Below are 19617 nucleotides of genomic sequence, written 5' to 3' on the forward strand. Positions count from 1 at the left end.
ATCACGGGCCTTATACGGTTCAAGTCGGCTCTAGAGTGGCCGTTAAAGAGATGCAGCATAGATGCTTTGATTGCTCGATCTGGCGAGCTGGATCAAACAAATGCCAGGTTTTTTGAACGAAGCGCACGACGCGCGGCATTATACATGCCGTGCCTTACTCCCAAGAGTGCAATTTCCTCAGGTTGTGTCCGCGTATGACAGGCGAAATGAACATCCTCCCGCTGCCGCCCACCGTGCCGGCGAGCGCTCGCCCGCAGATGGGTGAACTGCTCAAGTTGCTGACGCCGGTCGAGGGCTTGATCGGCGCGGGGCAAAGCGCCAAGGCCGAGGTGTTGTCGCTCAAGCAGGCCGATCAGACCTTCGAATTGCTGTTGAAAGTGACCCTCGACAGCGGTCGCCAGACCACCGTGCAGGCCAGCAGCAACCTGCCGTTGCCGCAGGGCACCAACCTGGCGATCACTCAGCCGTCGGCCGGCAATCTGGCGATCACCGTGCAGCAAGCGATTGCCAGCAGCGTCGCCACCCTCACCCGCATCGATACCGCGCAATTGCCCGCCGGCACCTTGCTGCAAGGCAAAGTCGTGACCTCGCAGGCATTGCCACAGACACCGGGACAAGCGGCAGTGTTTCGCTCGATGGTGACCCTGCTTAACACCGCGTTGAGCGGCAGCACCTTGACCGTCGACAGCCCGCAGCCACTGCGTATCGGCACCTTGTTGTCGGCGCAGGTGCAGGATGCGCAGACCCTCAGATTCGTGCCGCTGAGCAGCCGTCAGGAGCAACTGGCGGTCAGCCAGCAATTGCTCGGTCAGCAAAGTCGCCAGGGCTCGCTCGACGGGTTGCTGAAGCTGTTGCAGAACCTGCCGCCCTCCAGCGATCGGACTTCGGCTGATCTGCGCGCGGTGGTCGACAAGTTGCTCGCCAGCCTGCCCGACGTGCAGCAAATGAGTACCGCCAAAGGCGTGGCGCTGGCCTTGGCCAACAGCGGCGCGTTCCTCGAAGCGAAGTTGCTCGGTGGACAAAACCCGACCCTCGCCCCGGACATGAAGGCCGACCTGCTCAAGCTGATCGCGCAACTGACCCCGGGCCTGCCGAGCAACACCAATTTCAACGCGATCATCGCCGCCAACACCTTGGCGCAAGCGCTGCCGAGTTTCGTCCGGAACGCCCTCGGCACCCTTGGCCAGGTCAGCGCCAAACCGGTGCCGAGCAGCTTCCCGTTGCCCGAACGATTGCTGGCGAAGCTGGAAGGCGAAGGTGATCTCGAACAACTGCTGCGCCTCGCTGCTGCAGCAGTGTCGCGTCTGCAGAGCCATCAGCTGTCGAGCCTGGAACAGACCGGCGTCACCGACGATGGCCGCCTGCTGAGCACTTGGCAGCTGGAAATACCCATGCGCAACCTGCAGGACATCGTGCCGTTGCAGGTCAAGTTCCAGCGTGAAGAGGCGCCGGAGCGCGAACCGCAACCGCACGAACGTCGCGATGAGCGCGAAGCCAAACAGCAACTGTGGCGCGTCGATCTGGCCTTCGATCTGGAGCCGCTCGGGCCGCTGCAGATTCAAGCGCAACTGATCGCCGGCAGCCTCTCCAGTCAGCTCTGGGCCGAGCGGCCGCACACCGCCGACCTGATCGAAAACAATCTATTTGCCCTGCGCCAGCGCTTGCTCGATTCCGGGCTCAACGTCGGCGACCTCGACTGCCACCACGGCACCCCGCCGCAAGGCAACCAAACCCGCCTCGAACATCGCTGGGTCGACGAAACCGCATGAACGATTCCACTGCCCCACGCCAGGCCATTGCCCTCAAATACGACGGCAACCACGCCCCGACCCTCACCGCCAAGGGCGACGACGAACTGGCCGAAGAAATCCTGCGCATCGCCCGCGATTACGAAGTGCCGATCTACGAGAACGCCGAACTGGTGCGCCTGCTCGCGCGAATGGAACTGGGCGACAGCATCCCGGAAGAGCTCTATCGCACCATCGCCGAAATCATTGCGTTTGCGTGGAATCTGAAAGGCAAATTCCCTGAGGGACAAGACCCGGACGCGCCGATGGTCGAGAAGGACATCACCGCACGTGGGGATGATTATTGAACCCTTAAAGCAAAAGATCGCAGCGTTCGGCAGCTCCTACAGGGAAACGCGAATCCCGATGTAGGAGCTGCCGAAGGCTGCGATCTTTTGCTCTTGCTTGAAGCTCCTAGCTGCCCTTGTGCAACTTGCGCATCAATTGCGCCTCAGCCTGGGTCAACCCGCACGACTGAGTCAGCTCATCGACGCTGGCGCCCATGCCCACCAGTTTCGCCGCCTGGGCGAATGACAGGCTCGACGGGTCGCGCTGCTCCAGCGCAACGATCTTGTCCGGCAACGGACTCACCACCGCGCGCAACTCGTGCAGGGCTTCGCCCATGCGCACGTTGCCGTTCTGGTAATCGTCGACACGTTTGGCCAGGTCCTTGATGCGCTGATCACGCAGCGCATCGCCCTGGGCCTGCTGCGCAGCGATTACCCGCTGCGCCTTGATGTATGAGACGAACATCGCCAGCGTGCCGGCCCAGAACAGGAACAGAACAATTACCGCAACCTCGAGAATCAAATCAGATGCTCTCCAGTTCCGACCATTCTTCTTCGCTCATCATCTTGTCCAGCTCGACCAGAATCAGCAGCTCGTTGTTCTTGTTGCACACGCCTTGAATGAACTTGGCCGATTCTTCATTACCAACGTTCGGTGCAGTTTCGATTTCCGACTGACGCAGGTAAACCACTTCGGCGACGCTGTCGACCATGATGCCAACGACTTGCTTGTCGGCTTCGATGATGACGATACGGGTGTTGTCGCTGATCTCGCCGCTGTGCAGGCCGAAGCGCTGACGGGTGTCGATCACGGTGACCACGTTGCCGCGCAGGTTGATGATACCCAGCACGTAGCTCGGCGCACCCGGCACCGGCGCGATCTCGGTGTAGCGCAGCACTTCCTGTACGCGCATCACGTTGATGCCGTAGGTTTCGTTATCCAGTTTGAAGGTCACCCATTGCAGGATCGGATCTTCAGAACCTTTTGCATTCGACGCCTGACTACTCATACCCTGACCCCTCGAAAAAACCGCCCTGGGCGGTGTGTGTTCTGTGTGGTGGCATTGAACAATGCCATCGCCTGATAGTTATGTCGGCTGCTAAGTCGGTTTATGTAGCGGCTTGTTGCCGCTCATGTGCTTCGCCCCGCCGCTGGCGATCAACTCGGCCAGCGCGGATACATCAAGCAATGCACACATGTGCTCGATCACGGTGCCGGCAAGCCATGGCCGCTGACCCCGGTGACTTCTCCATTTGATTTCATTCGGGTCCAGGCGCAACGAGCGGCTGACCTGATGCACCGCCAGCCCCCACTCGTAACCTTGTACCGAAATCACGTATTGCAGGCCCTGACGGAAGTCATCGCGGTAGCGATCCGGCATGACCCAGCGGGCGGTGTCCAAAACTTTCAAATTGCCGGCCTGACTCGGCAGAATCCCGAGGAACCACTCCGGCTGACCAAACAGCGGCGTCAGCTCGTGCCCGGCCAGCGAATAAATCGAGCCCAGGCACACCAGCGGCACAGCGAGCGTCAGCCCGGCCACATCGAACAGCAAGCATTCGAAGGCTTCGGCGGCCCAGGCCGGACGCCCATCGGGTTCGATCGGTGGCGGCGGGTTGTTGGGTGGCAGATGCACCTCGACCAGCGGCGGGATAAGCACCTGCGGCTGCGCAACTGGCGGCTCGGGTTCTGGCTCCGGCTCGGGTTCCGGCACGGTCAATAATTGTGTTTGCAGCAGCGGCGCCAGCGTCGACAGCGGCGCGCGCGGTTCATCGATCAGCGCGGCCGGTGCTTTGGCCACTGACGCAGCAGCGGGCGCGGCAATCGGAGTGAAGGATTTCTGCGCGTCACGGGCCTGCTCTTCGAGCACGGCGGCCTGGAATTCGTCCATGGCTTCGGTGCTTTGCACCGCTTCAGGCTGCGCCTGCTCCGCGACTGGCGGCAGCGCTTCGACCGGCGCAGGCAAGTCCTCGGGCAGGTCGAGCAGCAGGTCTTCCAGATAGGACTGCAAGGCCTGTTGCGGACGTGACGTGAGTTTCACTGGGCGGTTCATGCGCGACTCCCTGAAGGAGCTGCCGAAGGCTGCGATCTTTTGATCTTTTCAGGAGCACTGACAGGCCAGATCAAAAGATCGCAGCCTTCGGCAACTCCTACACGAATAAGGATCATGCTCAAGCCACCTGCGGAACAAGTTGCTGCGCGAGCAGGTGCTTGAGCAGCGCTCGATAGGCCAGCACGCCACGGCTCTTGCCGTCGAACTGCGAAGGCGTGACGCCGGCTCGGCTGGCGTCGCGCAGACGGGTGTCGACCGGGATATAGCCGTGCCAGATATCGTCAGGGAATTTGTCGCGCAGCACACGCAAAGTGTGCATCGAGGCTTGCGTGCGGCGGTCGAACAGCGTCGGCACGATGCTGAATGGCAGTGGCTGTTTGCGCGAGCGGTTGATCATCGCCAGCGTGTTGACCATGCGCTCCAGACCTTTCACGGCCAGGTGCTCGGTCTGCACCGGGATCACCAGTTGCTGGCTCGCCGCGAGGGCGTTGACCATCAGCACGCCGAGCAACGGCGGGCTGTCGATGATGGCGTAATCGAAGTCCTGCCACAGCTGCGCCAGACTCTTGGCGATCACCAGGCCCAGACCACTTTGCCCCGGCGACTGGCGCTCGAGGGTGGCCAGTGCGGTGCTCGACGGCAACAGCGAAATGCGTTCGTCGCTGGTCGACAACAGCAATTGCCCCGGCAAGCCTTGCGGCACGCTGCCCTTGTGCAGAAACAGGTCGTAGTTGCTGTGTTCCAGACTGTCGGGATCGTAGCCGAAATAGCTGGTCATCGAGCCGTGCGGGTCAAGATCGACCACAACCACGCGCTTGCCCGCCTCGGCCAGCAACCCGGCTAGAGCGATGGAGGATGTGGTTTTACCGACACCACCCTTTTGATTGGCGACTGCCCAGACTCTCATTCAGTTCGTTCCTCCCGGCCAGATTGGCTGGCCGAGACATGCTTCAGCGTGTTAATGCGGGCGACGGAGAATTGACGGCACTCTCGCGTCCCGGCGTCTTGACCGGGGTCGGTGCAGTTTGTGTGCCAGCGCGCTTCAACGCCGCATCCGGTTGCGCATTGGCGGTACCGGTGCCGGTGAGGCTGCGGCGCACATCAAGATTGCGCGACACCACCAGCACCACGCGACGGTTCTTCGCCCGGCCTTCGACCGTGGCATTGTTGGCCACAGGCTGGAACTCGCCATAGCCCACCGACGCCAGTCGGCCAGGGTTTACGCCCTGCATGGCAAGCATGCGCACGATGCTCGCCGAACGCGCCGAGGACAGCTCCCAGTTGGTCGGGTACTGCGCGGTGCGGATCGGCTGATCATCAGTGAAGCCTTCGACGTGGATCGGGTTGTCGAACGGTTTCAGGATCGCCGCGACCTTGTCGATGATGTTGAACGCGATGTCGCTCGGCATCGCGTCGCCGCTGCCGAACAACAGGCTGGAATTGAGTTCGATCTCCACCCACAGTTCGTTGCCGCGCACGGTCATCTGATTGGAGCTGATCAAGTCACCGAACGCGGCGCTGATGTCATCGGCGATGCTTTTCAGCGGATCACTGGCGCCTGCGATACCGGCGTCGACCTGCTCGGCATCCTTGACCAGCGGCTTGGCCGGGGTCACGGTTTTCGGCCGCTCGTCGCCGATCTGGATCGGTTTGAGCGCGCGGTCGGAGTCTTTGAAGACGCCGACCAGCGCTTCGGAAATTTCTTTGTACTTGCCTTCGTTGATCGACGAGATCGAGTACATCACCACGAAGAACGCGAACAGCAATGTGATGAAGTCGGCGTACGACACGAGCCAGCGCTCGTGGTTAACGTGTTCTTCCTGGTGCCTGCGACGAGCCATGGTCCATTTCCCCCATCAATCCATGAAGCCCTGAAGCTTCAGCTCGATAGAGCGCGGGTTTTCACCTTCGGCGATCGACAGGATTCCTTCCAGCAACATTTCGCGATAACGCGACTGCCGCAACGCGATGGACTTGAGCTTGGCCGCGACCGGCAAGAGGATCAGGTTGGCACTGGCCACGCCGTAGATGGTCGCAACGAACGCCACAGCGATGCCGTTACCCAGTTGCGACGGATCGGCGAGGTTGCCCATCACGTGAATCAGGCCCATCACTGCACCGATGATGCCGATGGTTGGCGCGTACCCGCCCATGCTTTCAAAGACTTTGGCCGCTTCGATATCACGGGATTCCTGAGTGTAGAAATCCACTTCGAGAATGCTGCGAATCGCTTCCGGCTCGGCGCCGTCGACCAGCAGTTGCAGGCCCTTGCGCGAGTAGCTGTCGGGTTCGGCGTCGGCCACGCCTTCAAGACCGAGCAGGCCTTCCTTGCGTGCCGTCAGGCTCCAATTGACCACACGGTCGATGCCGCCGGCGAGGTCGACACGCGGCGGGAAGAAGATCCACGCCAGAATCTGCATGGCGCGCTTGAACGCGCTCATCGGCGATTGCAGCAGCGCAGCACCGACCGTGCCGCCCAGCACGATCAACGCCGCCGGGCCGTTGGCCAGTGCGCCGAGGTGGCCACCTTCAAGGTAGTTGCCGCCGATGATGGCGACGAACGCCATGATGAGTCCGATAAGGCTGAGAACATCCATCAGATACACGCCTCGACGATATGCTTGCCGATATCGTCCAGACCGTACACCGCGTCAGCCAGATCGGCTTTGACGATGGCCATCGGCATACCGTAGATCACGCAACTGGCCTCGTCCTGCGCCCACACCGAACTGCCGCCCTGCTTGAGCAGACGCGCACCTTCGCGACCGTCGGCGCCCATGCCGGTGAGAACCACTGCCAGCACTTTGTCGCCGTAGGATTTCGCCGCCGAGCCAAACGTGATGTCAACGCACGGCTTGTAATTCAGACGCTCGTCACCCGGCAAAATCTTCACCGCGCCACGGCCGTCGATCATCATCTGCTTGCCACCCGGCGCCAGCAGCGCCAGGCCTGGACGCAGGATGTCGCCATCCTCGGCTTCCTTGACGCTGATGCGGCAGAGCTTGTCGAGGCGCTCGGCAAACGCTTTGGTGAACGCCGCCGGCATGTGCTGAATGAGCACGATCGGCGCCGGGAAGTTCGCCGGCAATTGGGTCAGTACACGCTGCAGCGCAACCGGGCCGCCCGTCGAAGTACCGATGGCAACCAGTTTGTAGGCTTTGCGTTTCGGGGCTGACGACGAAGCGCTGGCAGCCGATGCGCGAGCAGGTGCTGGCGCAGGCGCCGGACGCGCCGGGACAGAGCTGCTCTGGCTACCGTAGCTCGACGCTGCCGGGGCAGGCGTCGGTGCTGGCGCGGCGGCAGGCGCCGGCGCGCTGTAGGCGCTGAAACGACGATTGCTGCGCGAGATGCTGTGGACTTTCTCGCACAGCAGTTGCTTGACCTTCTCGGGGTTGCGCGAGATGTCTTCGAAATTCTTCGGCAGGAAATCCACCGCGCCGGCGTCCAGCGCATCGAGGGTCACCCGCGCGCCTTCGTGCGTCAGCGAGGAGAACATCAACACCGGGGTCGGGCAGCGCTGCATGATGTGCCGCACTGCCGTGATGCCGTCCATCATTGGCATCTCGTAGTCCATGGTGATCACGTCAGGCTTGAGGGCCATGGCCTGATCGATCGCCTCTTTACCGTTGGTGGCCGTGCCGACCACCTGGATGCTCGGATCCGCCGAAAGAATTTCCGAGACGCGGCGGCGGAAAAAACCCGAATCGTCCACCACCAGGACTTTGACTGCCATAAACACTCCATTAGGTGCAGCGGCGCGTCATCGCGCCGCCGTCCCGGATTCAAATACGCTTTGTGGCGTAACGCTTGAGCATGCTTGGAACATCGAGAATCAGCGCAATGCGGCCGTCACCAGTGATGGTGGCGCCGGACATGCCCGGAGTGCCCTGGAGCATTTTGCCCAATGGCTTGATGACCACTTCTTCCTGGCCCACCAGTTGATCGACGACAAAGCCGATCCGCTGAGTGCCCACCGAAAGAATCACCACATGGCCTTCGCGCTGCTCTTCGTGAGCGGCGGAGCTGACCAGCCAGCGCTTGAGGTAGAACAATGGCAGCGCCTTGTCGCGCACGATCACCACTTCCTGACCGTCGACGACATTGGTGGTCGACAGGTCGAGGTGGAAGATTTCGTTGACGTTGACCAGCGGGAACGCGAACGCCTGATTGCCGAGCATGACCATCAGCGTCGGCATGATCGCCAGCGTCAACGGCACCTTGATGACAATCTTCGAGCCCTGGCCCTTGGTCGAGTAGATGTTGATCGAACCGTTGAGCTGGGAAATCTTGGTCTTCACCACGTCCATGCCGACACCACGGCCGGACACGTCGGAGATCTCGGTCTTGGTCGAGAAACCCGGAGCGAAAATCAGGTTATAGCACTCGGTATCGCTCAGGCGATCGGCCGCGTCCTTGTCCATCACACCGCGTTTTACCGCGATCGAACGCAGGACATTCGGGTCCATGCCTTTGCCGTCATCGGAGATCGACAGCAGGATATGGTCACCTTCCTGCTCGGCCGCCAGCACCACGCGACCGCCACGGGCCTTGCCCGACGCTTCGCGTTCTTCCGGCGATTCGATGCCGTGGTCGACGGCGTTGCGCACCAAGTGGACCAGCGGGTCGGCCAGGGCCTCGACAAGGTTTTTGTCGAGGTCGGTTTCTTCACCCACCAGTTCCAGGTTGATCTCTTTCTTGAGCTGCCGCGCGAGGTCGCGAACCAGACGCGGGAAGCGCCCGAAGACCTTCTTGATCGGCTGCATCCGCGTTTTCATCACGGCGGTCTGCAAGTCAGCGGTGACCACGTCGAGGTTCGACACGGCTTTGGACATGGCTTCGTCGCCGCTGTTGAGGCCCAGGCGCACCAGACGGTTACGCACCAGCACCAGCTCGCCGACCATGTTCATGATCTCGTCGAGCCGCGCGGTGTCGACACGTACCGTGGTTTCAGCTTCGCTGGCCGGTTTTTCTGCCGGGGCGGCAGCTGGCGCACGGGCCGGCGCCGGTGCAGCAGCGGCGGCCGGTTTCGGCGTCTCGGCTTTCGGCTCAGGCTTGGCCGCAGGTTTCGGCGCAGCAGCGGCCGCCGGAGCTTTTGCCGCTGGCGTGGCGACGCTCGACGCAGAGCCTGCAGTCGCAGCGCTGGCGTCAAACTTGCCTTTGCCGTGCAATTCGTCGAGCAGCGATTCGAATTCGTGATCGCTGATCAGGTCGCTACCGGCGGCAGCGGCTGCCGGTGCAGCAGGTGCTGCCGGTGCCGAAGCGATGGCCGACTCCAGCGCGTCAACGGCGAAGTTGCCCTTGCCGTGCAGCTGATCGAGCAAGGCTTCGAATTCGTCGTCGGTGATGTCCGAGCTGTCGCCTGCAGCAGGCGCGGCCGGCGCTGCTGGTGCCGCCGCAGCGACCGCATCCACCGCAAACTGGCCCTTGCCGTGCAGTTGATCGAGCAGCGATTCAAATTCGGCGTCGGTGATTTCATCGCTGGCCGCCGTGTCGGCAACCGGCGCGGGCGCCACAGCAGCAGCCGGGGCTTCGGCCTGGGCCTTCACGGCATTGAGCGAGTCCAGCAGTTGTTCGAATTCGTTATCGGTGATGTCGTCCGACGCGCTTTCGGCGACCGGCTCTTCGACCACTTCCACCGGTGCGGCCACGGCCTCGTCAGTCGATTGCGGCTCGGCCAGACGCGCCAGCGCGGCCAGCAGCTCCGGCGTGGCGGCAGTGATCGGTGCACGTTCGCGGACTTCGCTGAACATGCTGTTCACCGCGTCCAGCGCTTCGAGCACAACGTCCATCAGTTCTGCATCAACGCGACGCTCACCCTTGCGCAGGATGTCGAACACGTTTTCGGCGATGTGACAGCACTCCACCAGCTCATTGAGCTGAAGGAAGCCGGCGCCCCCTTTTACAGTGTGGAAACCGCGAAAAATTGCATTGAGCAGATCTGCATCATCCGGGCGGCTTTCCAGCTCGACCAGTTGTTCGGACAGTTGCTCAAGAATCTCGCCGGCCTCAACCAGGAAATCCTGAAGGATCTCTTCATCGGCGCCGAAGCTCATTAATGGGGTGCTCCTAACAGGTCTAAAAACCTAAACTTCAAAATCCAAGGCTGGATAGCAAATCGTCCACATCGTCCTGACCGGACACAACGTCTTCTCGTTTATCGGCATGAATCTGCGGACCTTCACCCTGCGAGAGATGTTTTTGTGGATCTTTTTCAGCAAGCATTGCGGCGCGGTCATGTTCGATGCCCGCAAAGCGGTCGACCTGACTGGCCATGAGCACGAGTTTGAGCAGATTGCTTTCGACTTCGGTGACCAGTTGGGTCACGCGCTTGATCACTTGACCTGTGAGGTCCTGATAATCCTGAGCCAGCAGGATGTCGTTGAGGTTGCTCGACACCGCACGGTTGTCCGTGCTGCTGCGTGACAGAAAACCGTCGACCCGGCGCGCCAGTTCGCGGAACTCTTCAGCCCCGACCTCGCGACGCATGAAGCGGCCCCAATCGGCGCTCAAGGTCTGCGCTTCATCAGCCAGACTGTTGACCACCGGCGTGGCGCTTTCCACCAGATCCATGGTGCGGTTGGCCGCGGCTTCCGTCAGCTTGACCACATAGCCCAGGCGTTCGGTGGCGTCGGTGATTTGCGACACCTCCTCGGCTTGCGGCATGTGCGGATCGATCTGGAAATTGACGATCGCACTGTGCAGTTCACGTGTCAGCTTGCCCACTTCCTGATACAGGCCGCGGTCACGGGTCTGATTGAGCTCATGGATCAGTTGCACCGCGTCGCCGAACTTGCCTTTTTCAAGGCTCTCGACCAGTTCGACCGCGTGTTTTTTCAGGGTCGATTCAAAATCGCCCTGGGATGATTCGTTATGCTCCATAGCTCCCCCGCGCATTCATCAGCCGATGCGTTCGAAAATCTTCTCGATTTTGTCTTTCAACGCTTGAGCCGTGAAAGGTTTGACCACGTAACCGTTCACGCCGGCCTGAGCGGCCTCGATGATCTGCTCGCGCTTGGCTTCAGCAGTCACCATCAACACCGGGAGGTGCTTGAGTTTTTCATCGGCGCGCACGTGACGCAGCAGGTCGATACCGGTCATGCCCGGCATGTTCCAGTCCGTTACCAGAAAGTCGATGCTGCCGCTGTTGAGCACCGGAATGGCAGTGGTGCCATCGTCGGCCTCGACGGTGTTGGTGAACCCAAGATCGCGCAGCAGGTTCTTGATGATCCGCCGCATCGTTGAGAAGTCATCAACGATGAGGATTTTCATGTCTTTGTTCAATTCGACCTCCAAGCAGTCTTAAACGCGCCCAGCACCTGGACACGCCACTTCAATCAATCGGCATAGCACTCGAAGTTTGTCTGGAGCACAACGGATCGAGACCGGCGCCGTTCATCACCGCACCAGCCTCGTTTCGCAGTGTCCCCACACTGCCTTCAGCGCGCTCGCCACTCCCCCAAACGCCCCCGCAAACGGGCCGCGCACTGGCTGTGTAACTGGCTGACCCGCGATTCACTGACGCCAAGGACTTCACCGATTTCCTTGAGGTTCAGCTCTTCGTCGTAGTACAGCGCCAACACCAGTCGCTCACGCTCCGGCAAATTGGCAATCGCGTCCGCCAGCGCCGCCTGGAAGCGTTCATCTTCCAGATCGCGTGACGGCTCCATATGAGCACTGGCGCCATCCTCGTGCAGCCCTTCGTGTTCGCCGTCCTGCAACAGGTCGTCGAAACTGAACAAGCGACTGCCCAGGGTGTCATTCAGAATCCCGTAGTAATCGTCGAGACTCAATTGGAGTTCGGCCGCAACCTCGTGATCTTTAGCGTCACGACCGGTTTTAGCTTCAATCGAGCGAATCGCGTCGCTGACCATCCTGGTATTACGGTGAACCGAGCGTGGCGCCCAGTCCCCTTTGCGCACTTCGTCGAGCATCGCGCCGCGGATTCGAATGCCCGCGTACGTTTCGAAACTGGCGCCTTTGCTGGCGTCGTATTTGGTCGAGACTTCGAGCAGACCGATCATCCCGGCCTGGATCAGGTCTTCGACCTGCACACTGGCCGGCAGGCGTGCCAGCAAGTGATAGGCAATGCGCTTGACCAGTGGCGCGTAACGCTCGATCAATTCGTATTGCGCGTCACGCGCCGACTTTTTGTAAAGATTCATGCCACTGGCGGTCATATCACAGGCCCTGCGGTTTGCTGCACGAGACGCTCGACGAAAAATTCCAGATGACCGCGCGGGTTCGCCGGCAGCGGCCAGGTGTCGACCTTCTGGGCGATAGCCTTGAAGGCCAGCGCGCACTTGGAACGGGGAAAGGCTTCGTAGACGGCGCGCTGCTTCTGCACCGCTTTGCGCACGCTTTCGTCGTATGGCACGGCGCCGACGTATTGTAGAGCGACGTCGAGAAAACGATCCGTGACCTTGGTCAACTTGGCGAACAGGTTGCGCCCTTCCTGCGGGCTCTGTGCCATGTTGGCCAGCACGCGGAAGCGGTTCATGCCGTAGTCGCGGTTGAGCAACTTGATCAGCGCGTAAGCGTCGGTGATCGAAGTTGGCTCGTCGCAGACCACCAGCAACACCTCCTGCGCTGCGCGCACGAAACTGACTACCGAGTCACCAATACCCGCAGCGGTGTCGATCACCAGCACGTCGAGATTGTCGCCGATGTCACTGAACGCCTGGATCAGGCCGGCGTGTTGCGCCGGGCTCAGGTGCACCATGCTCTGCGTGCCGGAGGCCGCCGGCACGATGCGAATCCCGCCCGGGCCCTGCAACAGCACGTCGCGCAGTTCGCAGCGGCCTTCGATCACGTCGGCCAGCGTGCGTTTGGGGGTCAGCCCCAGCAGAACGTCGACGTTCGCCAGACCGAGGTCGGCGTCCAGCAGCATGACCCGACGGCCAAGCTCTGCCAGCGCCAGCGACAAGTTCACTGACACGTTAGTCTTGCCGACGCCACCTTTGCCGCCGGTCACCGCGATCACCTGTACGGGATGCATGCTGCCCATGTTATTTCTTTACCTTGTCTTGCATAGACGGAGGCCACATTACTGGCTGCGCGTTCCCGATGGGAACAATGCGTGGCAGACCATCGATGTAGGTACAAAAACTGTTCATGAATACCTCAGCCAACCTGCTTGGTCGGGCTGTGATAGATATCAGCGAACATGTCAGCCATGGCTTCTTCGCTGGGTTCTTCCTGCATTTGCACGCTGACGGCGCGGCTGACCAGTTGATGACGGCGCGGCAGATGCAGATCATCCGGAATCCGTGGGCCATCGGTCAGGTACGCGACCGGCAATTCATGACTGATCGCCAGGCTCAACACTTCGCCGAGACTGGCCGTCTCATCCAGTTTAGTCAGGATGCAGCCGGCTAGCCCGCAACGCTTGTAACTATGATAAGCGGCGGTTAGAACCTGTTTCTGGCTGGTGGTTGCCAGGACCAGATAATTTTTCGAGCGGATGCCACGCCCGGCCAGGCTCTCAAGCTGCATGCGCAACGCCGGATCACTGGCCTGCAGCCCGGCAGTATCGATCAAAACCACGCGCTTGCGTAGCAGTGGATCCAATGCCTGTACCAGCGACTGACCCGGATCGACGTGCGTGACTGGCACGTTGAGGATGCGACCGAGGGTTTTCAGTTGTTCCTGCGCGCCGATGCGGAAGCTGTCCATGCTCACCAGCGCGACGTTCTGCGCGCCGTACTTGAGCACGTAACGCGCGGCAAGCTTGGCCAGCGTCGTGGTCTTGCCCATGCCGGCCGGGCCGACCATGGCAATCACACCGCCCTCTTCCAGCGGCTCGACTTCCGGCACGGCAATCATCCGCGCCAGGTGAGCGAGCAGCATGCGCCAGGCCTGACGCGGCTCTTCGATATCGGTGACCAGTGCCAACAGATCGCGCGACAGCGGGCCGGACAGGCCGATGCGCTGCAGACGGCGATAGAGATTGGCTTGGGCTGGGCGGCTGCCTTGCAACTGATTCCAGGCCAGTGTGCCGAGCTGCACTTCCATCAGCTCGCGCAGGCTGTTCAATTCAAAACGCATCGAGTCCAGCGCACGCGGATCGACACCGGCGGAGGCTTGTGCAGGGGCTGCGGCCGGACGCGCCGGCGCCGCGTGGGTCGGCTCGCTCAACGGCTCGGCAGCGGTCAGCGGCAGGCCTGCGGTCAATGGCAGCCCGGCGAACAACTGCTGATTGGTGTTGCCGTCGGCTTCGCCACGCAGGCTCAGCTCGGCCTGGGCAGTGACGATGCGCGACTGGGTCTTGCGCAGCTCGTCTTCGAGCTCCATGTTCGGAACCCGTGGCGCCAGCGCCGACAATTTGTAATCCAGTGCCGCCGTCAACTCGACGCCGCCGGCGATGCGGCGGTTGCCGATGATGGCGGCATCAGCGCCCAGCTCATCGCGAACCAGCTTCATGGCCTGACGCATATCGGCGGCGAAAAAACGCTTAACTTGCATAAACCACTACCTCAGCCGTTGGGCCCTACTGTCGCAACGATGGTCACTTGCTTGTTGTCCGGTACTTCCTGGTAGGCCAGCACATGCAGCCCTGGGACTGCGAGGCGACCAAAGCGCGAGAGCATCGCGCGAATCGGGCCTGCGACCAGCAGGATCACCGGTTGGCCTTGCATTTCCTGACGCTGGGCCGCTTCGATCAACGAACGTTGCAGCTTCTCGGCCATGCTCGGCTCCAGCAGAACGCCTTCTTCCGAGCCTTGTCCTGCCTTCTGCAGACTATTGAGCAATATCTGTTCCAACCTTGGTTCCAATGTGATTACAGGCAGCTCGGACTCAGTGCCTACAATGCTTTGGACGATGGCGCGCGATACGCCGACCCGCACAGCAGCGACCAGAGCGGCGGTATCTTGACTCTTGGCAGCGTTGTTCGCGATCGCTTCGGCGATGCTGCGAATGTCGCGCACCGGCACGTGTTCGGCGAGCAGCGCTTGCAGAACCTTGAGCAACTGCGACAGCGAAACCACGCCCGGCACCAGCTCTTCGGCCAGTTTCGGCGAGCTCTTGGCCAGCAATTGCATGAGTTGCTGCACTTCCTCGTGGCCGATCAGCTCACTGGAGTGCTTGTACAGAATCTGGTTCAAGTGCGTGGCGACCACGGTGCTGGCGTCAACCACGGTGTAGCCCAGCGATTGCGCCTGGGCACGCTGGCTGATTTCGATCCACACCGCCTCCAGGCCGAAAGCCGGATCTTTGGCGTTGATACCGTTGAGCGAGCCGTAGACCTGACCGGGGTTGATCGCCAGTTCGCGGTCCGGATAGATCTCGGCCTCTGCCAGAATCACGCCCATCAGCGTCAGGCGATAAGCGCTCGGCGCCAGATCGAGGTTGTCGCGGATGTGCACAGTCGGCATCAGGAAGCCCAGATCCTGCGAGAGCTTCTTGCGCACGCCCTTGATCCGCGCCAGCAATTGCCCGCCCTGATTGCGATCCACCAGCGGAATCAGGCGATAGCCGACTTCCAGGCCGATCATGTCAATCGGGGTCACGTCGTCCCAGCCCAGTTCTTTGGTTTCCATGGCGCGAGCCGGTGACGGCAGCAGTTCCTGCTGACGCTTGACCTCTTCCAGCGCCACGACCTTGGCGACGTTCTGCTTCTTCCAGAACAGGTACGCGCCGCCCGCAGCCAGCGCCGCCATGCTCAGGAAGGAGAAGTGCGGCATGCCCGGCACCAGGCCCATCACCGCCATCAAACCAGCGGCTACGGCCAGCGCTTTGGGCGAGGCAAACATCTGGCGGTTGATCTGCTTGCCCATGTCTTCCGAACCGGAAGCACGGGTCACCATGATCGCCGCCGCTGTCGATAACAACAGTGATGGCAATTGCGCCACCAAACCGTCACCGATGGTCAACAAGGCGTAAACCCTGCCAGCATCGCCGAAGCTCATGCCGTGCTGGAAGATACCCACGGCCATGCCGCCGATGAGGTTGATGAACAGAATCAGCAGGCCAGCGATGGCGTCACCACGGACGAACTTGCTGGCACCGTCCATCGAACCGTAGAACTCCGCCTCCTGGGCAACTTCCTGACGGCGCGACTTGGCCTGGTTCTGGTCGATCAGGCCGGCGTTGAGGTCGGCGTCGATGGCCATTTGTTTGCCGGGCATGGCATCGAGGGTGAAGCGCGCGCTCACCTCGGAAATCCGCCCGGCACCCTTGGTCACTACGACGAAGTTGATGATCATCAGAATCGCGAACACCACGATACCGACCACGTAGTTACCGCCGATCACCACCTCACCGAAGGCCTGGATCACCTTGCCGGCGGCTTCGTGGCCGTCCTGACCATTGAGCATTACCACCCGTGTGGAGGCCACGTTCAAGGCCAGGCGCAGGAGCGTCGCCACCAGCAGAATGGTCGGGAACACGGCAAAATCCAGCGGCCGCAGCGCATACACGCAGACCAGCAGGACGACGATGGACAGGGCAATGTTGAACGTAAAAAAGACGTCGAGCAGGAACGGCGGCACCGGCAACATCATCATGGCCAGCATGACCAGCAGCAACAACGGCACGCCCAGATTGCCTCGACTGAGGTCGGCAACGTTTGTGCGAGCAGTGTTGAGTAACTGAGAGCGATCCACCGGTTTTCCCCGTTCCTTTAAAGCAAACTTTTGACGCCCCGAGCGGGCGCAGGGCGGCTATTGCAAGAAGCTTTCCAACTTTTGCCCAAGCAGAAAAGATCGCAGCCTTCGGCAGCTCCTACATGGATTTACGTCTCCTGTAGGAGCTGCCGAAGGCTGCGCTCTTGTTTTAAACGACGAGTTTAAAAGACACCTGCAGACACGGTCTCAAGGCTACAAATCCTTGCGCCATTGCCTACAGCCAAGCCAGAATCCGCCGGCTTGTGCGCTTTGGGGTCGGGTTCTATTGTGGTCCAGTCGCTGACGAATCAGCGATCGGGTCTCGCAGCCCGTCGATCTCTGGACGCACAACATCCGCTACTTATGGCGGCTGTACGTGGGAGACCTTCGGGTCTGCCGGTTCTAGAGTCCCGGTCTGCGACCCGCGTATAGCTGCCACCCATATTCGTCTCGCAGCGAACGTTGGCGGCTCCAATGACTCCAGGAGCTTCACCATGATCAAACCAACACCCAACCCACCCGAATCCGCCCCCACCTCCCCCTACGAATCCCTGGATTCAAAAAAACTCCACCAAGCCGCCGACCGCGCCCTCGACCACTACCTCTGCTCACCCGGCTCCACCCCACCGCCGTTCAGCCCTCGCGCCATGTACGCCGTCACCGCCTACACCAAAAACGAAGACCTGCTGGCCAACGCCTGCGAAACCCTCGCCTCAGCGAAAACCATCGCCCAGGAATTTGCCGGACTGGTGAAACCATCCCAGCGCCGAACCCTGATGGGGATTGCGCAGCTGATCATGCTCGGGGAATTGGCGGTGAATCGGGTGCTGGATAATCTGGAGTTGCCGCACTAGGCCGGCCTAACGCTGATCGCTCCCGCGCTCTGCGTGGGAACGATCACAAAAAAACCGCCACCCCATTCAATCGGGACGGCGGTTTTTGCGTCACATGGGAAGGTCAGGAATCCCGACGCAAATCCGGTGGAATCGGCAAATCATCCTTCAACGGATCCGGACGCTTGCCCTTGCCTGCCTGGTGTTGGCGGATCTGGTAGACGTAAGCCAACACCTGGGCCACCGCCAGATACAGGCCGCCGGGGATTTCCTGCTCAAGCTCGGTGGAGTAGTAAATCGAGCGCGCCAGCGCCGGGGATTCCAGCAGCATGACGTTGTTGGCCACGGCGATCTCGCGGATTTTCAGGGCGATGAAGTCGCTACCCTTGGCCAGCAGCACCGGTGCGCCGCCCTTCTCCGAGTCGTACTTGAGCGCGACGGCGTAGTGGGTCGGGTTGGTGATGACCACGTCGGCTTCAGGAATCGCCGCCATCATGCGCCGCTGCGACATTTCACGCTGGGTCTGACGGATGCGCTGCTTGACCTCCGGTCGGCCTTCCTGATCCTTGTGTTCGTCGCGCACTTCCTGCTTGGTCATCAGCAGTTTCTTGTGCGCTTCCCACAGCTGCACCGGCACGTCGACGGCGGCGATGATGATCAGACCGCAGGCCAGCCACAGCGTGCTCCAGCCGACCAGCAGCACGCTGTGGATAATCGCCTGATCCAGCGGCTCATGAGCGATGCGCAACAAGTCATCGACGTCGGCCGACAGCACCAGCAGCGCCACGCCGAGAGTGATCAGGAACTTGGCCAGTGCCTTGAGCAGTTCGACCACGGCCTTGAACGAGAACATCCGTTTCAGGCCGGCCGCTGGATTCATCCGGCTGAACTTGGGCGCCAGCGAGCCGGCCGCGAACAGCCAGCCGCCCAGAGAGATCGGCCCGATGATCGCGGCAAGCAACAGGGTGATCATTACCGGCTGGATGGCCAGCAAGGCAATCAGCCCCGACTCCAGCAAAAACCGGCCCATGGCGCTCTGATCCATCACCACTTCGCGGGACAGGGTGAAATTCAGGCGCATCACGTCCAGCAGTTCCTGCGCGAGCATGCCACCGAAAATCAGCAGCGCAGCGGCACCGGCCATCATCACGGCGAGAGTATTGAGCTCTTTCGAACGGGCGATTTCACCCTTCTCACGGGAGTCCTTTTTGCGTTTCTCCGTGGGGTCTTCTGTTTTGTCCTGACCGCTCTCGCTTTCTGCCATGACTCAGCGCGCCCGTGCCAGTTCGCGTAGCAACTGCAAGGCCTCGCTGGCCAGCGGTTGATACTGGTTGAGAATGTCCGCCAGCCCCACCCAGATGATGAACAGGCCGAGCACCAGGGTCAGCGGAAAACCGATCGAGAAGATATTCAGTTGCGGTGCGGCGCGGGTCATCACACCGAAGGCGATGTTGACCACCAGCAATGCGGTGATCGCCGGCAAGACCAGCAGCAACGCCGCGCCGAGCACCCAGCCGAGCTTGCCGGCCAGCTCCCAGTAATGCTCAACCATCAGGCCGCCGCCGACCGGCAACGTGGTGAAGCTTTCGGTCAGGACTTCGAACACCACCAGGTGGCCATTCATGGAGAGGAACAGCAGGGTCACCAGCATGGTGAAGAACTGACCGATCACCGCCACCGAAACGCCGTTGGTAGGGTCGACCATCGAGGCGAAGCCCATGCCCATCTGCACCGCGACGATCTGCCCGGCGACAGCAAAGGCCTGGAAGAACAGTTGCAGGGAAAAGCCGAGCACCGCGCCGACCAGAATCTGCTCGCCAATCATCAGCAGGCCACTGAGGTCGAGGGGACTGACGGCAGGCATCGGCGGCAGCGCCGGGGTGATGACCACGGTGATCGCCACAGCGAAATACAGGCGCACGCGACGCGGGATCAGGGTGGTGCCGAAAATCGGCATGACCATCAGCATCGACGCTACGCGAAACAGCGGCAACATGAACGATGCCACCCAGGTACTGATCTGGGTGTCGGTCAGCTGAAGCAGCGATTGCATG

19 protein-coding genes are annotated in these 19617 nt (G+C 61.2%); 3 read left to right on the plus strand and 16 right to left on the minus strand.

The window, feature by feature from the left end; genetic code table 11:
- Positions 1-194 precede the first annotated feature (194 nt).
- The gene (locus tag ACP7D9_RS03495; protein WP_312996840.1) at positions 195-1769 is read left to right on the plus strand and encodes a flagellar hook-length control protein FliK; all 1575 of its coding nucleotides are present in this window, start codon (positions 195-197) and stop codon (positions 1767-1769) included.
- Positions 1766-2095 carry an EscU/YscU/HrcU family type III secretion system export apparatus switch protein gene (locus ACP7D9_RS03500; RefSeq protein WP_101158659.1) on the plus strand — a complete coding sequence of 110 codons (330 nt, stop codon included), beginning with the start codon at positions 1766-1768 and terminating at the stop codon, positions 2093-2095. Before ACP7D9_RS03495 ends, ACP7D9_RS03500 begins: the two co-directional genes overlap by 4 nt.
- A gap of 106 nt (positions 2096-2201) precedes the next feature.
- Here ACP7D9_RS03500 and ACP7D9_RS03505 read toward each other — a convergent pair whose 3' ends face one another.
- The 14 genes from ACP7D9_RS03505 to flhA form a co-directional block, all read right to left on the minus strand.
- On the minus strand, positions 2202-2597 hold the full coding sequence (locus tag ACP7D9_RS03505) for a DUF2802 domain-containing protein (RefSeq protein ID WP_101158658.1): 396 nt from the start codon (positions 2595-2597) through the stop codon (positions 2202-2204).
- A 1-nt stretch (position 2598) separates the two neighbouring features.
- Positions 2599-3084 carry a chemotaxis protein CheW gene (locus ACP7D9_RS03510; protein WP_016771050.1) on the minus strand — a complete coding sequence of 162 codons (486 nt, stop codon included), beginning with the start codon at positions 3082-3084 and terminating at the stop codon, positions 2599-2601.
- Positions 3085-3174: 90 nt separating this feature from the next.
- Complete coding sequence (locus tag ACP7D9_RS03515) at positions 3175-4128, minus strand: CheW domain-containing protein (protein ID WP_426155704.1); 954 nt, start codon at positions 4126-4128, stop codon at positions 3175-3177.
- A gap of 118 nt (positions 4129-4246) precedes the next feature.
- A complete protein-coding gene (locus ACP7D9_RS03520; RefSeq protein WP_312996822.1) occupies positions 4247-5035 on the minus strand; it encodes a ParA family protein in 789 nt (262 codons plus the stop codon).
- A 43-nt stretch (positions 5036-5078) separates the two neighbouring features.
- Entirely contained in the window at positions 5079-5969 is an 891-nt protein-coding gene (gene motD / locus ACP7D9_RS03525; protein WP_101158655.1) for a flagellar motor protein MotD, read from the minus strand.
- Positions 5970-5984: 15 nt separating this feature from the next.
- Entirely contained in the window at positions 5985-6725 is a 741-nt protein-coding gene (locus ACP7D9_RS03530; protein ID WP_039763601.1) for a flagellar motor protein, read from the minus strand.
- Positions 6725-7861 carry a protein-glutamate methylesterase/protein-glutamine glutaminase gene (locus ACP7D9_RS03535; RefSeq protein WP_426155707.1) on the minus strand — a complete coding sequence of 379 codons (1137 nt, stop codon included), beginning with the start codon at positions 7859-7861 and terminating at the stop codon, positions 6725-6727. Before ACP7D9_RS03535 ends, ACP7D9_RS03530 begins: the two co-directional genes overlap by 1 nt.
- 49 nt (positions 7862-7910) lie before the next feature.
- On the minus strand, positions 7911-10181 hold the full coding sequence (locus ACP7D9_RS03540) for a chemotaxis protein CheA (protein ID WP_426155709.1): 2271 nt from the start codon (positions 10179-10181) through the stop codon (positions 7911-7913).
- 37 nt (positions 10182-10218) lie between these two features.
- Positions 10219-11007 carry a protein phosphatase CheZ gene (locus tag ACP7D9_RS03545; protein WP_016771058.1) on the minus strand — a complete coding sequence of 263 codons (789 nt, stop codon included), beginning with the start codon at positions 11005-11007 and terminating at the stop codon, positions 10219-10221.
- 18 nt (positions 11008-11025) lie between these two features.
- The gene (locus ACP7D9_RS03550) at positions 11026-11397 is read right to left on the minus strand and encodes a chemotaxis response regulator CheY (RefSeq protein WP_024012118.1); all 372 of its coding nucleotides are present in this window, start codon (positions 11395-11397) and stop codon (positions 11026-11028) included.
- Positions 11398-11564: 167 nt separating this feature from the next.
- A complete protein-coding gene (gene fliA / locus ACP7D9_RS03555; RefSeq protein ID WP_016771059.1) occupies positions 11565-12305 on the minus strand; it encodes an RNA polymerase sigma factor FliA in 741 nt (246 codons plus the stop codon).
- Positions 12302-13132 (minus strand): flagellar synthesis regulator FleN, encoded by an 831-nt coding sequence (gene fleN, locus ACP7D9_RS03560; RefSeq protein WP_016771060.1) that lies wholly within the window; start codon positions 13130-13132, stop codon positions 12302-12304. The genes fliA and fleN overlap by 4 nt, the downstream gene beginning before the upstream one ends.
- Before the next feature lie 116 nt (positions 13133-13248).
- Positions 13249-14589 (minus strand): flagellar biosynthesis protein FlhF, encoded by a 1341-nt coding sequence (flhF, locus tag ACP7D9_RS03565; RefSeq protein WP_101158652.1) that lies wholly within the window; start codon positions 14587-14589, stop codon positions 13249-13251.
- A gap of 11 nt (positions 14590-14600) precedes the next feature.
- A complete protein-coding gene (flhA, locus tag ACP7D9_RS03570) occupies positions 14601-16730 on the minus strand; it encodes a flagellar biosynthesis protein FlhA (protein WP_397504596.1) in 2130 nt (709 codons plus the stop codon).
- A gap of 494 nt (positions 16731-17224) precedes the next feature.
- Between flhA and ACP7D9_RS03575 the strand changes: the two genes are divergently transcribed.
- Positions 17225-17584, plus strand: coding sequence for a DUF6124 family protein (locus tag ACP7D9_RS03575; protein WP_426155713.1), 360 nt, complete (start codon positions 17225-17227; stop codon positions 17582-17584).
- 103 nt (positions 17585-17687) lie between these two features.
- Here the strand turns inward: ACP7D9_RS03575 and flhB are convergent, their stop codons facing one another.
- Complete coding sequence (gene flhB / locus ACP7D9_RS03580) at positions 17688-18827, minus strand: flagellar biosynthesis protein FlhB (RefSeq protein WP_426155715.1); 1140 nt, start codon at positions 18825-18827, stop codon at positions 17688-17690.
- A gap of 3 nt (positions 18828-18830) precedes the next feature.
- Positions 18831-19616, minus strand: a complete 786-nt coding sequence (fliR, locus tag ACP7D9_RS03585) for a flagellar biosynthetic protein FliR (protein WP_101158648.1) — start codon at positions 19614-19616, stop codon at positions 18831-18833.
- Position 19617 lies beyond the last annotated feature (1 nt).

The organism is Pseudomonas sp. TSRC2-2, assembly GCF_049897785.1.
Lineage (GTDB): Bacteria > Pseudomonadota > Gammaproteobacteria > Pseudomonadales > Pseudomonadaceae > Aquipseudomonas.